Source organism: Providencia sp. PROV061 (genome assembly GCF_011045655.1).
Classification (GTDB): Bacteria; Pseudomonadota; Gammaproteobacteria; order Enterobacterales; family Enterobacteriaceae; genus Providencia; species Providencia hangzhouensis.
On sequence record NZ_CP042861.1, the window covers coordinates 2636514 to 2654313 of the forward strand.

Genomic DNA, 17800 nt, shown 5'->3' on the forward strand with positions numbered 1-17800 from the left:
CTGGACGCAAGCCTGAGGTTTTTCTCGTGCCCGATATGAAGCTTTTTGCTGGTAACGCTACACCGGAACTAGCACAACGTGTTGCTAACCGCCTTTACACTAATCTTGGAGACGCGGCTGTTGGTCGTTTTAGCGACGGCGAAGTCAGTGTTCAAATTAATGAAAATGTTCGCGGTGGTGATATTTTTATCATCCAGTCAACTTGTGCACCAACCAATGATAACCTGATGGAACTGGTTGTTATGGTCGATGCGCTACGCCGTGCATCTGCTGGTCGTATTACCGCTGTTATCCCTTACTTCGGTTATGCAAGACAGGATCGTCGCGTACGTTCTGCCCGTGTACCAATCACCGCTAAAGTTGTTGCCGATTTTCTGTCAAGTGTAGGTGTAGACCGTGTGCTCACTGTCGATTTACACGCAGAGCAGATCCAGGGCTTCTTTGATGTTCCTGTGGATAATGTATTTGGTAGCCCTATTCTTCTGGAAGATATGTTACAGAAGAATTTGGAAAACCCAATCGTTGTATCTCCAGACATCGGCGGCGTGGTACGTGCTAGAGCTATCGCAAAACTCCTGAATGACACTGATATGGCCATTATTGACAAACGTCGCCCACGTGCGAACGTTTCTCAAGTTATGCATATCATTGGTGATGTTTCAGGTCGTGATTGCATCTTAGTGGACGATATGATTGATACCGGTGGTACTCTGTGTAAAGCAGCTGAAGCACTGAAAGAACGTGGTGCTAAACGTGTATTTGCATACGCAACACACCCGATTTTCTCAGGTAATGCTGTAGACAACATCAAAAATTCAGTCATTGATGAAGTCATTGTTTGTGACACTATACCTCTTTCTCCTGAAATCAAGGCGCTGAGCAATGTTCGCACCTTAACGCTTTCAGGTATGTTAGCTGAAGCTATCCGTCGTATCAGCAACGAAGAGTCAATTTCAGCAATGTTTGAGCACTAATTCTCCAATATTGGGTTTTAGCGTTCAACCATAATGAAAAAGTCACAATAAAAAATATAAGCCCCTGCAATGTAATTTGCAGGGGCTTTATGATTTTGGCAGGAAAGAAACCATCGATGCCTATGTTTATATTCTATCGCCAATCATAGTGGTGATTTCACGTAATAAAACGATAAAAATAGCCATCTAAAATAACTCACAATCTTCACGACAAAAGAGCAAAATTCTTTGGAATTTCACTCTTCTTAATGCCTAATTATCAAACTTGTTCACCATTATCAGCAATTAATTGCTCTAGGCTATTTATGGATAGCGGTGATTATCTCTGCGTGAATGATATTGTTGTTTTAACTGCCAGTAACGGTCTGCAACTTTTTCACGGCCGCCGATCCTTGCACCGACTAACCATACCATCGCACCGATAAAAATGCCGAATAAGGAACCATTGGTAATAAGTTCTGAAAGGCCTAAGTTAACAATATGAGAGAATAAGTTGACACCAATACTCCCGATCATCAACACCATTCCGATTCCCATGAAGACATTACCAAGAAGATGAGCGCTTTTCCGTTTCATATATACCTCCAGTACCAGTAAACTGATAAGCAAGCATGTGTAAATAAATTCGGTCATAATTTATATTTATGTAATGATTATAGTGCATTAAGTAAAATTTTTTGCGATAGACATCACAAGGAAGGAAGTTAGCAAGAATATCTGTACAAAAAGTGCTTTTTATCAAAAACCCAGAAAATCCGAATAGTTTATTCGGCAATTATAATCATAGTGACTTTTATCTATCACAATTTTGTACATCCTGTATTTCACAAGGTAAACTAAGGCATTATTTTCATAACTGATAGTGAAATCATCGCCGTGAGCAAAATTAAGTTAATTGTTGGACTTGCCAATCCAGGTGCTGAATATGCACAAACGCGCCATAATGCAGGTGCATGGTATGTTGATTTACTGGCTGAGCGCCATAATCAGCCATTGAAAGAAGAAGCTAAATTTTTTGGTTATACCGCTCGCATTAATATGAATGGTAACGATATCCGTCTGCTGGTTCCAACCACCTTTATGAATCTAAGTGGTAAATCTGTTGCCGCTATAGCTAATTTTTATCGCATCAATCTCGATGAGATCTTAGTCGCCCATGATGAGCTCGATTTACCACCAGGTGTGGCTAAAATGAAGTTAGGTGGCAGTAATGGCGGGCACAATGGGTTGAAAGATATTCAAAGCAAATTCGCCAATAACCCGAATTTTTATCGTTTACGCATTGGTATTGGTCATCCGGGTGATAAAAATAAAGTTGTTGGTTTTGTTTTGGGCAAACCGCCTTTATCTGAACAAAAGCTCATTGATGATGCGATTGATGAAGCAGCTAGGTGCACAGATATTCTCCTGGCTGATGGGATGGACAAAGCCATCAATCGTTTACATGGTTTTAAAGCAACCGCATAAGAGTTCATTTCATCCGAATCAACTTTTTGTGTATAATCAGCGCCAATTTCTAAACATTGGGTGCAGCGTGAGGCTGCCCCTTGCTATTAAGGTGAGAAACATATGGGTTTTAAATGCGGTATCGTTGGTTTGCCTAACGTGGGTAAATCCACCCTATTTAATGCATTGACCAAAGCCGGCATCGAAGCAGCCAACTTCCCTTTCTGTACAATTGAACCAAACACGGGTGTTGTGCCAATGCCAGACCCACGTCTTGATCAATTAGCTGAAATTGTGAAGCCACAGCGTATATTACCAACGACTATGGAATTCGTTGATATCGCGGGCTTAGTGAAAGGTGCATCCAAAGGTGAAGGCCTAGGCAACCAATTTTTAACGAATATCCGTGAAACCGAAGCCATTGGCCATGTTGTTCGTTGTTTTGAAAACGACAATATCATTCACGTTGCAGGCCAAGTTGACCCTGCCGCAGATATTGAAGTCATTAATACTGAATTAGCACTTGCTGACCTTGATACTTGTGAGCGCGCTATTCACCGTGTCCAAAAACGTGCAAAAGGCGGCGATAAAGACGCAAAAGCAGAATTAGAAGCATTAGAGAAATGTTTGCCGCACTTAGAGCAAGCAGGCATGTTACGCACATTAGATTTATCTAATGAAGATAAAGCGGCTATCCGCTACTTGAGCTTCTTAACATTAAAGCCAACCATGTACATTGCTAACGTTAATGAAGATGGTTTTGAAAATAACCCGTTCTTAGATGTGGTGTATAAAATCGCAGAAGCTGAAGGCTCTGTGGTTGTTCCTGTCTGCGCAGCGATTGAGTCTGATATCGCAGAACTTGAAGACGAAGAGCGCGATGAATTTATGGCGGATTTAGGTATTGAAGAGCCGGGTCTTAACCGTGTTATTCGTGCTGGATATCAGTTATTAAACCTGCAAACCTATTTTACTGCCGGTGTTAAAGAAGTGCGTGCGTGGACTATCCCTGTTGGTGCAACTGCGCCACAAGCTGCGGGTAAAATCCATACTGACTTCGAAAAAGGCTTTATTCGCGCGCAAACTATTGCATTTGATGACTTTATCCAATACCGTGGCGAACAAGGTGCTAAAGAAGCAGGTAAAATGCGCGCAGAAGGAAAAGATTACATCGTGAAAGACGGCGATGTGCTCAACTTCCTGTTTAATGTGTAAGCCTATATTTTAGATTTGCACCCAACTAAAAAGTATCATTAATCAAAAAAACAGCATAATATTTAATTTATAAATATAATACTATGCTGTTTTCCCTCCTGTTATATCATAAAAACTCACTATTGGTTCTCCTTCTCTTTCTAAATAAATAGAATCTAGCTTACTTTCATAACAATTTGAATTTACAGGCTAACAAAGCCAAGTTAAAAAATATCAGATTAATGACCGCCCTAAGTCATATCTTAAAATAAAACATTATGGTAAAAACGACACATATCCCTACTTGTTTACTACTCTGCAGTAACTCTCTTACTAGATATAAAGTAAGCTAGAAGAGCCCGTAACAAAAAATTTAAGCAGATAGAACCCTATAGTGTCTCGGCTATGGAGGTATAAATATTTAGATAAGTAAGGCTATTGATGTAATGATAAGAAGCCACACATCATCTCTGCTAGCTACTATAATGATTTAATTGTATTTTTTTGTAGATTTTTACTCCAAATAAGGGTATTAATTAATCAATTGATTTTATTGCCTTTTTTCTAAAGTCTTTCGTTTTTCAAATTACATAATCACTCCTTATGTGTGTTTTTGATTGAAATCGAGTTATTTTGTTACAATTTAAGAGGATTTATTAAAATTTGTTAATTTCAGATAAAAATACTTTTTTTCACGTCAAACCAAGCCTAATAAACTAACAAGCTAACTTCTAAATTTGATTTTAAAAAAATTGTTAAAAATTTTAAATGTTTATAACTTATTGTTAGATAAGAAAACAACTGAATTGTAAAAAGTGTAAATATAGCCAGTTAAATAGACTCTATTCTTTTTCGTGGTTTGATTTAAAAAATACTACTCATTATAATTGTAAGCACTTAAAGGGAATATATAAGAGCACAATAAATTATAAATTATAAATTATTAAACTGAGACCTTGTTATTAATTATGAGTAAAGTTAATAGAGTCATATCCAAATATGAAACACAAGATAATCTATTTTCTATTTACTGTGGATTAGTTATAAGAAAAATACGTAAAGAGAATGGTATTTCTGCTTGTGAACTAGCAAAACAAGTAAATGTTTCACAGCAACAAATGTCACGTTATGAACGTGGAATAAATAAAATTAGTATTGATATGTTATTTAATTTAAGCGTAGCACTCGATTGTCCATTTGAAAGAGTCATTAAGCTTATTATTGCTGAAGTTCAAAAATCACCTTCGGATGATGTAACTTCTTTAAAAAATAAGATATCAGCCTCTGATACAATTTATTTTTATTAGTCCATTTAAATATATTTTATTTAAATATATTTTATTTAAAAAATGCATATAAATATTTATATGTATATCTATACTTATCGTTTGAGGAAAAAATGAAAAAAATTATTTTAGCAACTATGATTTCTGGTTTAATGAGTACATCTGCTTTAGCTGTTGATGCAGGGAGTGGTACGGTAACATTTTCTGGTTCTATTATTGAAGCGCCATGCTCTATTGCTCCTGGTGAAGAGAATCAAGAAGTTCCATTAGGCCAAGTATCTAATGTGACTTTAGATAACGGTGGTGAATCATCAGCACAACCATTTCAGATTAAATTAGAAGGCTGTAACCTAAAAGGTGATAATCAAGTTGCGGTAACTTTCAAGGGAACTGAAGCGGGGAAAGATACAGGTTATTTACAGATTACAGGTGATGCTACTGGTGCCGCAGTGAAGATCATGAATTCATCGGGTACTCAAATTAAAGTTAACTCTGGCGCAAAACAAAATTATGTTGAAGGGAATAACACATTAAAATTCCAAGCATCATTAATTGGACTTCAGCTAGTTGATGCGCAAAGCAAAGTTATTCCAGTAACACCAGGGAAATTCCAAGCAGTTACTAATTTTACATTAGCATATAATTAAATAAATTTTAATAAGATGCTATCTCACCACGGGGTTGATAGACCTCGTGGTGTATATTTTAATGGTTATAATATGATAACAAAGAAAAAAGAAATTATTTTATCATTGTGTTTTTTTTTACTATTACCCTTTTTTAAGAATGCTTCTGCAAATAACTCAATGGATCTGATAATGCAAGGTAGCATTATGGATACGGCATGTAGTATTGATACTGGTTCTTATGAACAATCCATTGATATGGGAATTTTACCACTATCATTAATACAGCAAAAAGGACAAGGACAAGCACATGATTTTTTTATTACATTAATTGGTTGCAAACTAACATCTTATACAGGTGAACCATGGAAAACATTTGAAGTTTCATTTGATGGGCCTGTTAATGGCGATTTTTTTTCAGTATCGGGGTCAGCACAAGGTATAGCACTATTATTAACTGATTCGAAAGGAGTACATATTTACCCAGGAAAAAAAACACTACCGAACGATATAAAAGCTGGGAAATATATTTTGAATTATCAGTTAAAAGTTATTTCAGATAAAACACCGTTACGTGCTGGGCAGTATCAAACATCACTGCGTTTTAAACTAGATTATTACTAAATAATAAATAAATTATTGTTAGATTTTAGGAATGTTTTATGTCTTCGTTACCTATTTATACACCAAAATTAAAATGGTTAAGTATTCTTATTGGATTAACAATCAGTTGTGTGACTTTAACTATCAATGCAGATAATCATATTGAATTCAATACTGATGTTTTAGATTTAGAAGACAAAAATAACATTGATTTAAACCAATTCTCTCGTGCGGGTTATATTATGCCCGGAGTTTATAACTTTACGCTAAAAATCAATAACGAACAAATATCTGACATTAGCATCCCCTATTATTCTGGTGAGTATGATCCTGATAATAGTCAGCCTTGTTTATCTCCAGAAATAGTTAAGCTACTCGGGCTTACTTCTGAGTCGCAAAAAAAATTAACATGGTGGCATGAAGGGCAATGCCTTAATGAAAACAGCTTGCCAGGATTATTGCTGCGCGGTGATTTAGCTACGTCATCTCTATATGTCAGTATTCCACAAGCGTACCTAGAATACACATCAGAAAACTGGGATCCCCCTTCTCGCTGGGACAATGGAATATCAGCATTACTTATTGATTATAATGTGAATGCTAATGCCACTAATTCCTATAATGGAGGAGCAAATTCATCCTCAGTAAATAGTAATGGTGTTGCAGGTATCAATTTAGGTGTTTGGCGGTTTAGAGCTGATTGGCAAAGCCGCTATAACCATACAACAGGAAGCCAAGGACGTGACCAATCTGATTTCACATGGAACCGTTTTTATGCATACCGAGCTCTATCTGAATTAAAGGCTAAACTCGTACTGGGTGAAGACTATTTGGCTTCAAATATTTTTGATGGCTTTAGATTTATTGGTGCAAGCTTGCAATCTGAATTAAGCATGATGCCACCAAACTTGCGTGGATATGCCCCTGAAATAACAGGGATAGCACAAAGTAATGCTACAGTGACGGTCATGCAACAAGGACGGATACTGTATGAAACACAAGTTGCGCCGGGTCCCTTTCGTATCCAAAATTTAAGTGATGCCATAACAGGAACTTTAAATGTTGCCATTAAAGAGCAAGATGGTTCAATTCAAGAGTTTCAAGTTGATACCGCAAATTTGCCATATTTAACAAGACCTGGGCAAGTTCAATATAAATTTGCGCTAGGCCAGCCAACGAATACCGAGCGCCAAAGTGAAGGGGAAAATTTCATTACAGGTGAATTTTCTTGGGGTATTAGTAATGGTTGGTCTTTAATTGGCGGTAGTTTGAATAGCCAAAATTATAATGCGCTATCAATGGGATTTGGGCGGGATTTACTCGTATTCGGTGCACTTTCATTTGATGTTACTCAGTCTATCGCCCGTTTATCCGGTGAAGGGACATTAAGTGGGAGCTCATACCGAGTTAACTATTCTAAACGATTTGAAGAGTTCGATAGCCAGATACAATTTGCAGGTTATCGTTTTTCAGAACGAAGTTATATGAGCATGAGTGATTTCTTAAATACCCAACGAACAGGGCTACGCAATTATGGAAGCAAAGAGCTATACACTATATCTGTAAATAAAAATTTCCAGGATATAGGGTTATCATTATATTTAAATTATAACCATCAGACGTATTGGGATAAAAAAGATAATGATTATTACAGTTTAATGCTATCGAAATATATGGATATCGGTCCAATAAAAAATATGAGTATTAGCTTATCTGCAAATCGTAGTTTTTATAATGGTGTGACCGATGATAGCGCTTATGTATCATTATCTTTCCCACTAAGTAATGGGGCAAATGTTGGTTATTCGATGAATACAAGCCGCTATGATACGACTAATCGTGTTTCTTATTATGACCGATTGGATGATAGAACAAATTATCAGGTAAGTGCAGGTGCAAATCGAAAAGGTGGAACCGCAAGTGCTTTTATTTCACATCAAGGGGATAATGCTCGTTGGTCAGCCAATGCGAATCATATAAATAACCAATATAGTGCTTTTGGCCTTTCCACTTCAGGTGGCTTGACCTTAACAGGGAAAGGTACGGTTGCACATAGAATAAATAATCTCGGGGGAGCACGCATATTAGTTGATACTGATGATGTTCCAAATATTACGATTCGTGGTATTGGTGTTCCTGTTGAATCAAACCGATTTGGGAAAGCAGTTATTTCAGATGTCAGTAGCTACTATCGAAATAAAGCGCAAATTGATTTAAATAAGCTACCTGATGATATAGATGCCCAACAATCTGTTATTCAAGCAACATTAACTGAAGGTGCTGTTGGATATCGTTCATTTTCGGTTATTTCAGGTCAGAAAATTATGGCTGTTATCGTACTTACTGATGGTACTCATCCACCATTAGGAGCTCAAGTAACAAATCATAAAAAGCAAAACGTAGGGATTGTAGGTGATTTAGGTAATACTTATATAAGCGGTGTTCATCCTTCAGAAATAATGAATGTCACATGGGGTAAAAATATGTCATGTGAAATAATTTTCCCCTCTGAATTAATGAATCGAGAAATTCAAGATAATTTATTACTTCCATGCAACGAGGTAGTAAAAGCAATAGTCAAATGATTATTTAGTTTAAATAGATAAAAGTAATATGAAAGGTAATAACCAAATGAATATCAAAAAGACATTAATGAGTATTTTTTTAGGGCCTTTAACCCTAAGTGCTTTTTCAGAGGCTGCGGTATCATTAGATAGAACAAGAGTCATCTTTGATGGAGAGAACAAGTCAATCTCTTTAAATATTAATAATAATAATAAGCAACTTCCTTATCTTGCTCAAGGTTGGATTGAAAATGAAGAAAGTAAAAAAATAACATCACCATTAATTGTATTACCACCAGTTCAACGATTAGAACCAGGAAAATCTAGTCAAATGAAAATTGAAGCTCTACCCGATGTAAAAAACTTACCTCAGGATAGAGAGTCTTTATTCTATTTTAATATGCGAGAGATTCCACCTAAGAGTGATAAACCAAATACTTTACAGATTGCATTACAAACAAAAATAAAATTATTTTATCGTCCAGAAGCAATTGCACCACAGCAAAACAGTGCGCCATGGCAAGAAAAAATGCAGCTTGAAAAGAAAGAAAATCTTGTTTTTGCCAAAAACCCAACGCCTTATTACATCACAATAATTAATGCAGGGGCCCATGCAAATACGGATGCGAAAGAATTTAATCCAATTATGATTGCGCCCTTTAGTGAGATCAATATTGGAATGACAAATGAGCAATTAGGTAATACCCCCGTGATTACTTATATTAATGATTATGGTGGTCGCCCAAAATTAACCTTTGATTGTAAAAATACAATCTGCTCTGTTATTACAAAAAATTTATTAAATAAATAGTAAAGGAATATAAAGCTAAATGGGGACATATTTATGAGCTCAAAAATATATCGTTGGTTACGTTCAAAATATATAGTCATTTCACTTTGCTTAGCCACAGTATTGCCGGCAGTTGCTGACAATAACAATCTATTCAGGCCTACAGATGGTTGGGAGGTTGATGGCCAGCATGGGGTTATCCATGTTTCAGGCTCTTTAACTGAAAACCCATGCGAATTAGCTATGAAATCTAGTAACCAATCCGTTTCGCTAGGAAATTTATCATTTAGTGATCTAAATTCTTCTGAGCAAGTGATGCAACCCATTCCATTCCAAATTGAGTTGTTAAATTGCTTGCAAGTTCAAACTGAACTTCAAAATTTCCAAACTGGAAAAACAGTATGGAGTAGCACACAGCCTGCGGTCAAAATCAAATTTTTAGCGGCAAGTGAACCTGAACATTCAAATATTATTCGAGTCAACGGGGCATACGGCTTTGGGTTGCAAGTAGCAAATTCAGCAGGAGAAATATTACCAATAGGTAAAGAAAGTAACCCAACGTTAATTGCATCGGGCCAAAATAGCCTAATTTATTATGTCTCAGCTATAAGAACGTCCGGTCCACTCATACCTGGTGCTTTTTCTGCTTTAATTGCTTTTGAAATGCTATATGATTAACGTCATAGCATCACGATAATAATTTATAAAATTGATAGGTAATAGCGTAATGCTAAAAAGTAAAAATATTTATTTTTTTAAAATAATGATGCTAGCTTTACTATTTATAATTAATAATAAAACTAGTGCAAGTCCATTAAATCCTAACAGTATATACACCACAAGTAAGTTACATAATCTTATTAATGATGCATACTATACTATACCAAAAACGTTAGGCCCTTATTTTTTATATATTCCAGATGAGATAAAAAACAGCACGAATACTGAGTGTAATATTACAGTTATTGCGACTGGACGCTCATCGACAGGCTCTATAACCTCTATGGCAACACCAAGTATTTCTCTACTAGTTGGATTTAGTAGTATATATAATGTAGGTGTTGTTAAATACTATTCAGTTACACGAAACACACCTAAGCACTGTAGTGAAGTATTACCCGACTTCGGCGTTAAGTTTGGTCAGTTTGATGTTAGATATATAAATTTCTTCGATTACCATGCATCAGCAACAGGTTATGCTGATACATGCTTACAAATAATTGTGAATGGAAAAGATGTAGGAACAACCTGTTCAGTTAATGTCCCTGAGATCCCAGTATTGCCTTCTTGCAATGTATCTATGCCATTGACGATATCTCATGGCAATGTCAACTCAAATAATATAAATGGAAATATAGCAAAAATTAATGGGGATATATCGTGTACTGGCGATATGAGTGCCACATTTCAATTTTTACCTGAAAATGAAGTTGATTTATTACATGGTGTAAAAAGTCAATTAGATGTATGTGTCTCAGGAAAATGTATGTTGAATAATTTAGTTCAAGCGGATATTAAAAAAAATACAAACTTAACCTTTTCCGTTAGTTCAACTCTATCTTCATTAGGAAATCCCGAGCCAGGTTCGAGGGTAGGAAATGCTATTTTATCTATTGTAATTAATTAAAAAATTAAATCTAAATTACTTGAAATTAATTTATTTGATTTATCGATTGGAGTATAAATCATTATGATATTTTTAACTCAAATAATAAAAAAAAGAACACTTTTACTATTTGTAATTCTCACTAACATACTGATTATTTTTTTTAGTAGCTTTTGTCTTGCCGAAACCTATACATTAACAATTAAAGTGGATGTTATTGAAAGCACTTGTGATGTGTATGGTGAAAATGGCCCTGGACAACCTATTGAAGTCTCATTTGGTGAAATAAATCTACACGGATTTACCAGTGAACGTTATACAAAAAACATTGACTATCATTTGGATTGCGGAAGTAAATCATCCAGTAATCCAAATCTTAAATTAAAGCTTGAAAGCTCTAGTGCAAGCTTTAATACGGATTTGCTTGAAACATCTAACCCTAATTTAGGACTAAAAATTCAAGCAGATAATACGCCTTTATTACCTAATGAATATCGTAATTTTACTTACTATGCACAGCCAGTATTAACGGTGTCCCCAGTTTTTCATGAAGGGAAAGAAATTGAACTAGGTTTATTTACCGCTTCTGGAATATTGAAAGTGGAATATCAGTAATAGTTTGTTTAGCTTTCAAATGATTATGCACGGTCGAAATTTTTATCGTGAAGGTAAGGTTTATCTACATCATCCCAAGCCAATCAAGTCAGCTTCACCTATAACGCTCTTTGGCATATTATCCAAAAAAGGGAAATACGACTTTATGTCACTTTATAGTAGTCATTGAGAAGTAAATTTATTGTATGAAATTATTTAACTTTAATAAAAGTACGCTATTTTATTTGATGGATTTAATTAAATGAATATACCGCGAGTACAAAATAAACCATTAAATATAAAAATACTATAAATCAATAAAGCAAAATAACGGTTTAATATATAACACCACAACTTAATGTTAGATCGTTCTAAGTACCGTAAGATTATTGAAACAGCATAAAGTTTGGGTGGTTGCCTTGATTTTATGCTGTTTTTCTATTATTACCTTATCGCAAGGCTAATTTGCGTTCCTATCTTCTATAATCATCGCTGCTGCGCGTTCTGCAATCATGATCGTTGGGGCATTTGTGTTTCCACTTGGAATTTCAGGCATCACAGAACAGTCCACGACACGTAAGTTTTCAATACCATGTACACGTAACCGCAAGTCAGTCACTGATGTTGTAGTATCCGTTCCCATACGGCAAGTTCCCACAGGATGGTAAACCGTTTTACAAAAATTTCGGACAAACTCTTCAAGTTGAGCTTCATCATTGCGCACCGACGCTGGCGGCATTAGAACTTCTTTGCTTAATACTTGTAATGAAGGGCAATCCAATACTTCCAGTCCAAATTTAACTGCCCGTTTGCAACCTTCCATATCTTCAGGTGACGCAAGATAATTAGCATGTATCTTTAGTGGTGCTTGTGGGTCTGCGCTGCGCAATAAAACTTCACCACGGGACTTAGGTTGCAGGTACCCGACCTTTAAAGAAAAGCCGTGGGCGGCGGGTAGAGGTTCTCCAGGAACATCATCCCAACTATCTAAAATAGGTAAAAAATGAATTTGTACATCAGGACGACCTTGGCTGCAACTGTCTTTAAATGCAGCGCCTTCTAAAACGTTAGAGGTGAGCAGTCCACTGCGAAATGCTATCCACTCTACCCCGTGTTTAATCGCATTTAGACCTTGGTCTGCGCCGAATAAGCTAATTGGTTGCTTAGTCGTGACGTTAATTGACATATGTAGGTGGTCATGAAAATTTTGGCCAACAGGCAGATTCACATGAGTATCAATCCCCAACGAAGATAGGTGCTCCTCTGGCCCGATCCCTGACAGCATCAATAATTTTGCAGAGCCCATCGCACCAGAACAAACCAATACTTCGCAACTAGCGAATGCCTCAACTTCATGGCCATTTTTCCCTTGATAAGCAACACCAATCGCGCGGCCATCGCGAATTATAATACGGTTCACTTGAGTGCCAAGCTTTAATGTCAACTTATCATTCTTTTCCACTGATTTTAAATAGGTTCTTGATGTGCTGGCTCTTTCTCCATTATGCGTTGTCGTCTGGTAAAAGCTTGTTCCTTGCTGGCTTTCTCCATTAAGATCATTGAGATAAGGAAGACCATGCTCTTGTGCTGCACGAATAAATGCCATTGATAATGGGTGCCGATATCTATTTTCACTGACAGGAAGTGGGCCTTCTGTTCCATGATATTCCCCTGTCAGGCTTTCATTGTTCTCTGCTTTTTTAAACCATGGCAATACATCCGCATATCCCCAACCTTCACAACCATAGTTTAGAGCCCAATTATCATAATCTTGTTTCTGTCCTCGGATATAAATCATTCCATTGACAGAACTACTTCCCCCCAATACTTTCCCTTGGGCAATTTGCATTTTACGGTTATTAGCATGAGGCTCTGGCTCAGTTTCATAAGGCCAGCTTTTTTGGGCGATAATTTTCGCTACACCTGCAGGCATACGAATAAACAAATGGTTATCGCTATCGCCCGCTTCGATAAGTAATACTCTAGATTGCGTTTCTTGGATCAACCGAGCAGCAAGAACACAACCGGCAGAACCCGCACCTACAATAATATAATCATATTTTACTGCGCTCATTTGTCACCCCGCCAAATAAAATAAACAATTTATTTTCATTTGCTTAACAATAGCGCCTTTAATTCATTAATGTATGAACAATATTCCGCATATGTGATTTAAATCAAAAATAATTTCTTATGTAATTATTTTATAATCTCAATAGATTCTGTTTATTAAAGAAAATTTTTAATTAAGATAAATATTTAAACCTTAGCAATATTCATTAATAAATGAATATTTTTGGGCGGTTTAATGCAAGACTTAGCAATACAGGACTAACTGCCTCATCTTGCCCTATTGGCCTTTAATATAGTTAACGCCAAATCATGCCATGCTTTGGCACGACGGCTTTGGTGGTGGTTTTTTACTGTCGCTAAAGCAATATCGTAAGCCAATATTGGCTCAATAACTGGAATAACGGATAATCCCACTGAACTGGTATTCTGCCACATACTATCTGGCAGTAGCGTTACCCCGGCTCTTACCATGGCAGTTACCAAATCTAAATGGCTACTGCGTCCGGAAATAGTGGGCTTTTTGCCATAAACACCGCAAGCACTGACAACCAGTTCATTAATTAGAAAATCATCAGAAAAGAAAATAAAAGGCTCATCGACTATTTCACTAAATTTAACAAATTCACGGATCGCGAGTGGATGTTGTTTGCTGACTAATAGCATTAATCGGTCCGTTGAAAAGGGGTGTACTTCAAAGCGGTCATCAGCAAAAGGTAACATCACCGCGGCAGTTTCAACTTCACCATTTAACATTGCCTCACGCATTTTTCGGGTACCTAACTCAAGAATTTTCAGTTCCACCTGTGGGTAACGTTGGCTAAAAGCCATAATAATATCAGCAAAATAAGTCGATGCTATCACCGGTGGTAGCCCCACAGGTAGTACCCCGGATATAGGGCCCGACCTTTCCTGTAACGCTTTTTTCATACTGCTAAACTGTGAAAGAATTTGCTTTGCATGAGCCAATAAAATGTCCCCTTCCTCCGTTAATTTAACGCCATCGACTTCCCTAATCAGCAAGGTATAACCAAGCTCATCTTCTAATTTTTTAATACTGCGGCTAATCGCCGGTTACGTTACAAATAAACTTTCTGCCGCACGACTAAAACCATTGAGCTGTACGACTTCAACAAAATAACGTAATGAACGAATGTCCATTCCACCCCCTATGATTTTTAGTTATAGATAGAATGAGTTTAAGTGATTTCCTTTAAAGCACAATAAACGATAAAAATAATTCAATTTAGAATTATTAGCTAAGCAATTAATGGAGATCAGCATGATGAATAAGACGGTTATCGAATACGTATTGGACAGACTTTACCAAATCGGTATTCACGATATTTTTGGTGTTGCTGGTGACTACGCATTCCCTATTGAAGATGCAGTATGTGAAAGTGAAAATATGCGCTGGATTGGCAACTGCAATGAACTTAATGCTTCATATGCTGCAGATGGCTACGCCCGCGTGAAAGGTGCAGCAGCATTATCGACGACTTTTGGTGTCGGCGAACTTAGTGCTTTAAATGGTATTGCAGGCGCTTATGCCGAACATCTTCCCATTTTTCACCTTGTTGGTATGCCAGCAAGTGGGGTTCAAAAAAACCACCGTTTAGTTCACCACACTCTAGGAAATGGTGATTTCGATGTATTTTATCAAATGAGCCAACACTTAAGCTGTGCTCACGCTATTTTAACGCCTGAAAACTGTATTGCCGAGACAGAGCGCTTAATTACAAGCGCTTTACAAAAATCTCGACCCGTTTATTTAGGTTTCCCTTCTGACTACGCTGTTATGCCAATTAAAGCAGATAAAACATCTGAAACTATCACTATAAATAAAAGTCATAGCGAGTCATTATCAGCTGCCGTTACAGCTATTGTCGAAAAGCTCACATCGAGTACAAAAGCCTGCATTATTCCTGGAATTTTAACAGCACGTTTCGGCTTAACGACTGATGTTGAGGCTATTATTCAGAAAACTGGCCTACCCTATGCCACTATGTTTATGGATAAAGGGGTCTTAAGCGAATCTAACTCTCGATATATGGGGATTTATAACGGAAAACTAATGAATCCTGAAGTGAGAGAATTTGTCGAGAGTTGTGACTGTGTTATGGGGATCGGTGCAGTATTAACGGACTTCAACTCCGGCAGCTTCACGGCAGCTATTGCCCCTGAAAGCTGTATTAACATTCTTTCTGACCACGTGAAAGTGGGCTCTGCTATCTATCCAAATGTATTGATGAAAGATGTGTTACATAAATTAAAAGAACTTGTGCCCTCACTGAACCATGTTGGGATCAAAGCCCAAGGTTTAGGATCTCCACAACAAGGTGAAAATGGCCAAATTACTGCCTCATATTTGTACCCTCGCCTAGAAAAAATGTTCCGTAAGGACGATATTATTATTGCAGAAACGGGAACTGCATCCATGGGGTTAGGTTTTGCTTTATTACCTGAAAATGCACAGTTTCATAACCAAACCTTGTGGGGCTCTATCGGTTGGGCCACTCCTGCTGCATTTGGTGCAGCAATAGCTGAGCCACACAAACGGGTGATTTTAGTAACTGGAGAAGGTTCTCACCAACTCACTGCCCAAGAGATTAGCCAGTTTGCCCGTTTTGGCTTAAAACCCATTATTTTTGTCCTAAATAATGACGGCTATTTAATTGAGCGGCTTTTGTGTAAAAACCCTGAAGCCTATTACAACGACTTACCCCAATGGAATTATGCACAGCTTCCTGCCGCATTAGGCTGTACAGATTGGTATTGTCAGCGTGTTACCAACTGTATTGAATTAGACAATGCGATTAAACAAGCCGAGCTATCGAACCATGCGGCCTATATCGAAGTGATCATGGATAGATATGCGGCATCTGAGCTTGCTGAAAAGCTTGGTAAATCAGTAGCATCTTTATATTCATTTTAAATTGACAAATTATGGCAGCCATAGCGCTGCCAATGTCTTTATGATTCAAATACCAGCCCTACATCGTCCCGTGATTGATGCAATATTTTTGAAACAATTAATGCTAATTCAAGCAATTCATTACATTTAGCATGGCTTTTAGTGCCAATTTGCTCACGAAAGAATGCAAACTCATAGACCATATGATTGATTGTTGTATCCCGAGATACGCTGGATATTTCCCCGTCAATGCAAACCTCGACTGACTGGCAAAGACTTGGAGCCCCCTTGATACAAATATACCCTTTGGTACCTTGAATAATAAAGTAACCAGGGCTCGCCGAATCTTTCGCTCCCACGCACGATGCAACTGAACGCCCAAAATGGGCGGTTAATATCCCTGATGTATCAATTCCATTAAACCCTTTATTACAAATATAATGGCTACTATCGGGTGCTCCCATCAAGGCCGATAACAAATAAATGTTATATAGATTAATATCATAGAGTGCACCGCCTGCTTGCTGTGGGTCAAAAGCGGCATGAATACGGCCTTGTAAATAGTCATTGTATCGACTTGAATATTGGGAGTAATTACCGTGAATTACTTTAATTTCACCAATTTTATCAATATGTTGTTTGATAAAATGAAATTCAGGAGTATGAATAGACGTAATGGCTTCAAACAAAAAAAGCCCTCTAGTCTGTGAAATGGAAATTAACACCTGCAATTGTTGCCAATTTGGTGTAAACGGTTTTTCGCATACCACATGTTTGTCGGCCATCAATGCATCAAAGGTATACTGAAAGTGCAAATGATTTGGCAAACCTATGTATATCACCTCAACATCAGGGTCTTGCAGGAGTTCTTGATAATCAGTATACAACTTTGCTATACCAAATTGTTGGCAAATAACCTGCCCCTTTTCAATACTTTCCGCCCGAATACACAGTGCAACTAGCTCTATCCCCTGCACCTGTATTAAGGCATCAAGAGCCGACATGATTATTTTTCCAGAACCAACTAGCGCGAGTTTCATCTCTGTTATCCATTAAAGAAAGTGAATTTCATTCTGCCATAAGGCTCATTATTTAAGAAATGCCTTCGATGCTTTTTTGATAACCTCTGCCAT

General features: G+C 37.1%; 15 protein-coding genes and 1 pseudogene. 12 read left to right on the forward strand and 4 right to left on the reverse strand.

Annotated elements, in window-relative coordinates; genetic code table 11:
* The first annotated feature begins 26 nt into the window (after positions 1–26).
* Positions 27–974 carry a ribose-phosphate diphosphokinase gene (gene prs, locus FVA72_RS11935; protein WP_004910604.1) on the forward strand — a complete coding sequence of 316 codons (948 nt, stop codon included), beginning with the start codon at positions 27–29 and terminating at the stop codon, positions 972–974.
* A 303-nt stretch (positions 975–1277) separates the two neighbouring features.
* Here prs and ychH read toward each other — a convergent pair whose 3' ends face one another.
* Complete coding sequence (gene ychH, locus FVA72_RS11940; protein ID WP_004910602.1) at positions 1278–1550, reverse strand: stress-induced protein YchH; 273 nt, start codon at positions 1548–1550, stop codon at positions 1278–1280.
* A 300-nt stretch (positions 1551–1850) separates the two neighbouring features.
* Between ychH and pth the strand changes: the two genes are divergently transcribed.
* From pth to FVA72_RS11990, 10 genes are all read left to right on the forward strand, one after another.
* The gene (pth, locus tag FVA72_RS11945; RefSeq protein WP_110591647.1) at positions 1851–2441 is read left to right on the forward strand and encodes an aminoacyl-tRNA hydrolase; all 591 of its coding nucleotides are present in this window, start codon (positions 1851–1853) and stop codon (positions 2439–2441) included.
* Between the two features lie 102 nt (positions 2442–2543).
* Positions 2544–3635 (forward strand): redox-regulated ATPase YchF, encoded by a 1092-nt coding sequence (gene ychF, locus FVA72_RS11950; RefSeq protein WP_094962511.1) that lies wholly within the window; start codon positions 2544–2546, stop codon positions 3633–3635.
* 947 nt (positions 3636–4582) lie between these two features.
* The gene (locus tag FVA72_RS11955) at positions 4583–4921 is read left to right on the forward strand and encodes a helix-turn-helix domain-containing protein (protein ID WP_094962510.1); all 339 of its coding nucleotides are present in this window, start codon (positions 4583–4585) and stop codon (positions 4919–4921) included.
* Between the two features lie 92 nt (positions 4922–5013).
* On the forward strand, positions 5014–5547 hold the full coding sequence (locus tag FVA72_RS11960) for a fimbrial protein (RefSeq protein WP_094962509.1): 534 nt from the start codon (positions 5014–5016) through the stop codon (positions 5545–5547).
* Positions 5548–5619: 72 nt separating this feature from the next.
* On the forward strand, positions 5620–6150 hold the full coding sequence (locus FVA72_RS11965; protein ID WP_232806350.1) for a fimbrial protein: 531 nt from the start codon (positions 5620–5622) through the stop codon (positions 6148–6150).
* Between the two features lie 38 nt (positions 6151–6188).
* On the forward strand, positions 6189–8714 hold the full coding sequence (locus tag FVA72_RS11970) for an outer membrane usher protein (RefSeq protein WP_110591646.1): 2526 nt from the start codon (positions 6189–6191) through the stop codon (positions 8712–8714).
* Positions 8715–8742: 28 nt separating this feature from the next.
* Positions 8743–9504 (forward strand): fimbria/pilus periplasmic chaperone, encoded by a 762-nt coding sequence (locus tag FVA72_RS11975; protein ID WP_110591645.1) that lies wholly within the window; start codon positions 8743–8745, stop codon positions 9502–9504.
* A 33-nt stretch (positions 9505–9537) separates the two neighbouring features.
* Positions 9538–10161: a fimbrial protein gene (locus FVA72_RS11980; RefSeq protein WP_110591644.1), complete on the forward strand. Its 624-nt coding sequence runs from the start codon at positions 9538–9540 to the stop codon at positions 10159–10161.
* A 49-nt stretch (positions 10162–10210) separates the two neighbouring features.
* A complete protein-coding gene (locus FVA72_RS11985; protein WP_004264095.1) occupies positions 10211–11110 on the forward strand; it encodes a hypothetical protein in 900 nt (299 codons plus the stop codon).
* A 63-nt stretch (positions 11111–11173) separates the two neighbouring features.
* Positions 11174–11704, forward strand: a complete 531-nt coding sequence (locus FVA72_RS11990; RefSeq protein ID WP_110591643.1) for a fimbrial protein — start codon at positions 11174–11176, stop codon at positions 11702–11704.
* Positions 11705–12143: 439 nt separating this feature from the next.
* On the opposite strand, the gene FVA72_RS11995 is transcribed toward FVA72_RS11990, so the two are convergent.
* Entirely contained in the window at positions 12144–13757 is a 1614-nt protein-coding gene (locus FVA72_RS11995) for a GMC family oxidoreductase (RefSeq protein WP_110591642.1), read from the reverse strand.
* 266 nt (positions 13758–14023) lie between these two features.
* A pseudogene (locus FVA72_RS12000) lies at positions 14024–14914 on the reverse strand (LysR family transcriptional regulator).
* Between the two features lie 124 nt (positions 14915–15038).
* Between FVA72_RS12000 and FVA72_RS12005 the strand changes: the two are divergent.
* Complete coding sequence (locus FVA72_RS12005) at positions 15039–16688, forward strand: alpha-keto acid decarboxylase family protein (RefSeq protein WP_110592584.1); 1650 nt, start codon at positions 15039–15041, stop codon at positions 16686–16688.
* Between the two features lie 38 nt (positions 16689–16726).
* Here FVA72_RS12005 and FVA72_RS12010 read toward each other — a convergent pair whose 3' ends face one another.
* On the reverse strand, positions 16727–17707 hold the full coding sequence (locus tag FVA72_RS12010) for a Gfo/Idh/MocA family protein (RefSeq protein WP_110591640.1): 981 nt from the start codon (positions 17705–17707) through the stop codon (positions 16727–16729).
* Positions 17708–17800 lie beyond the last annotated feature (93 nt).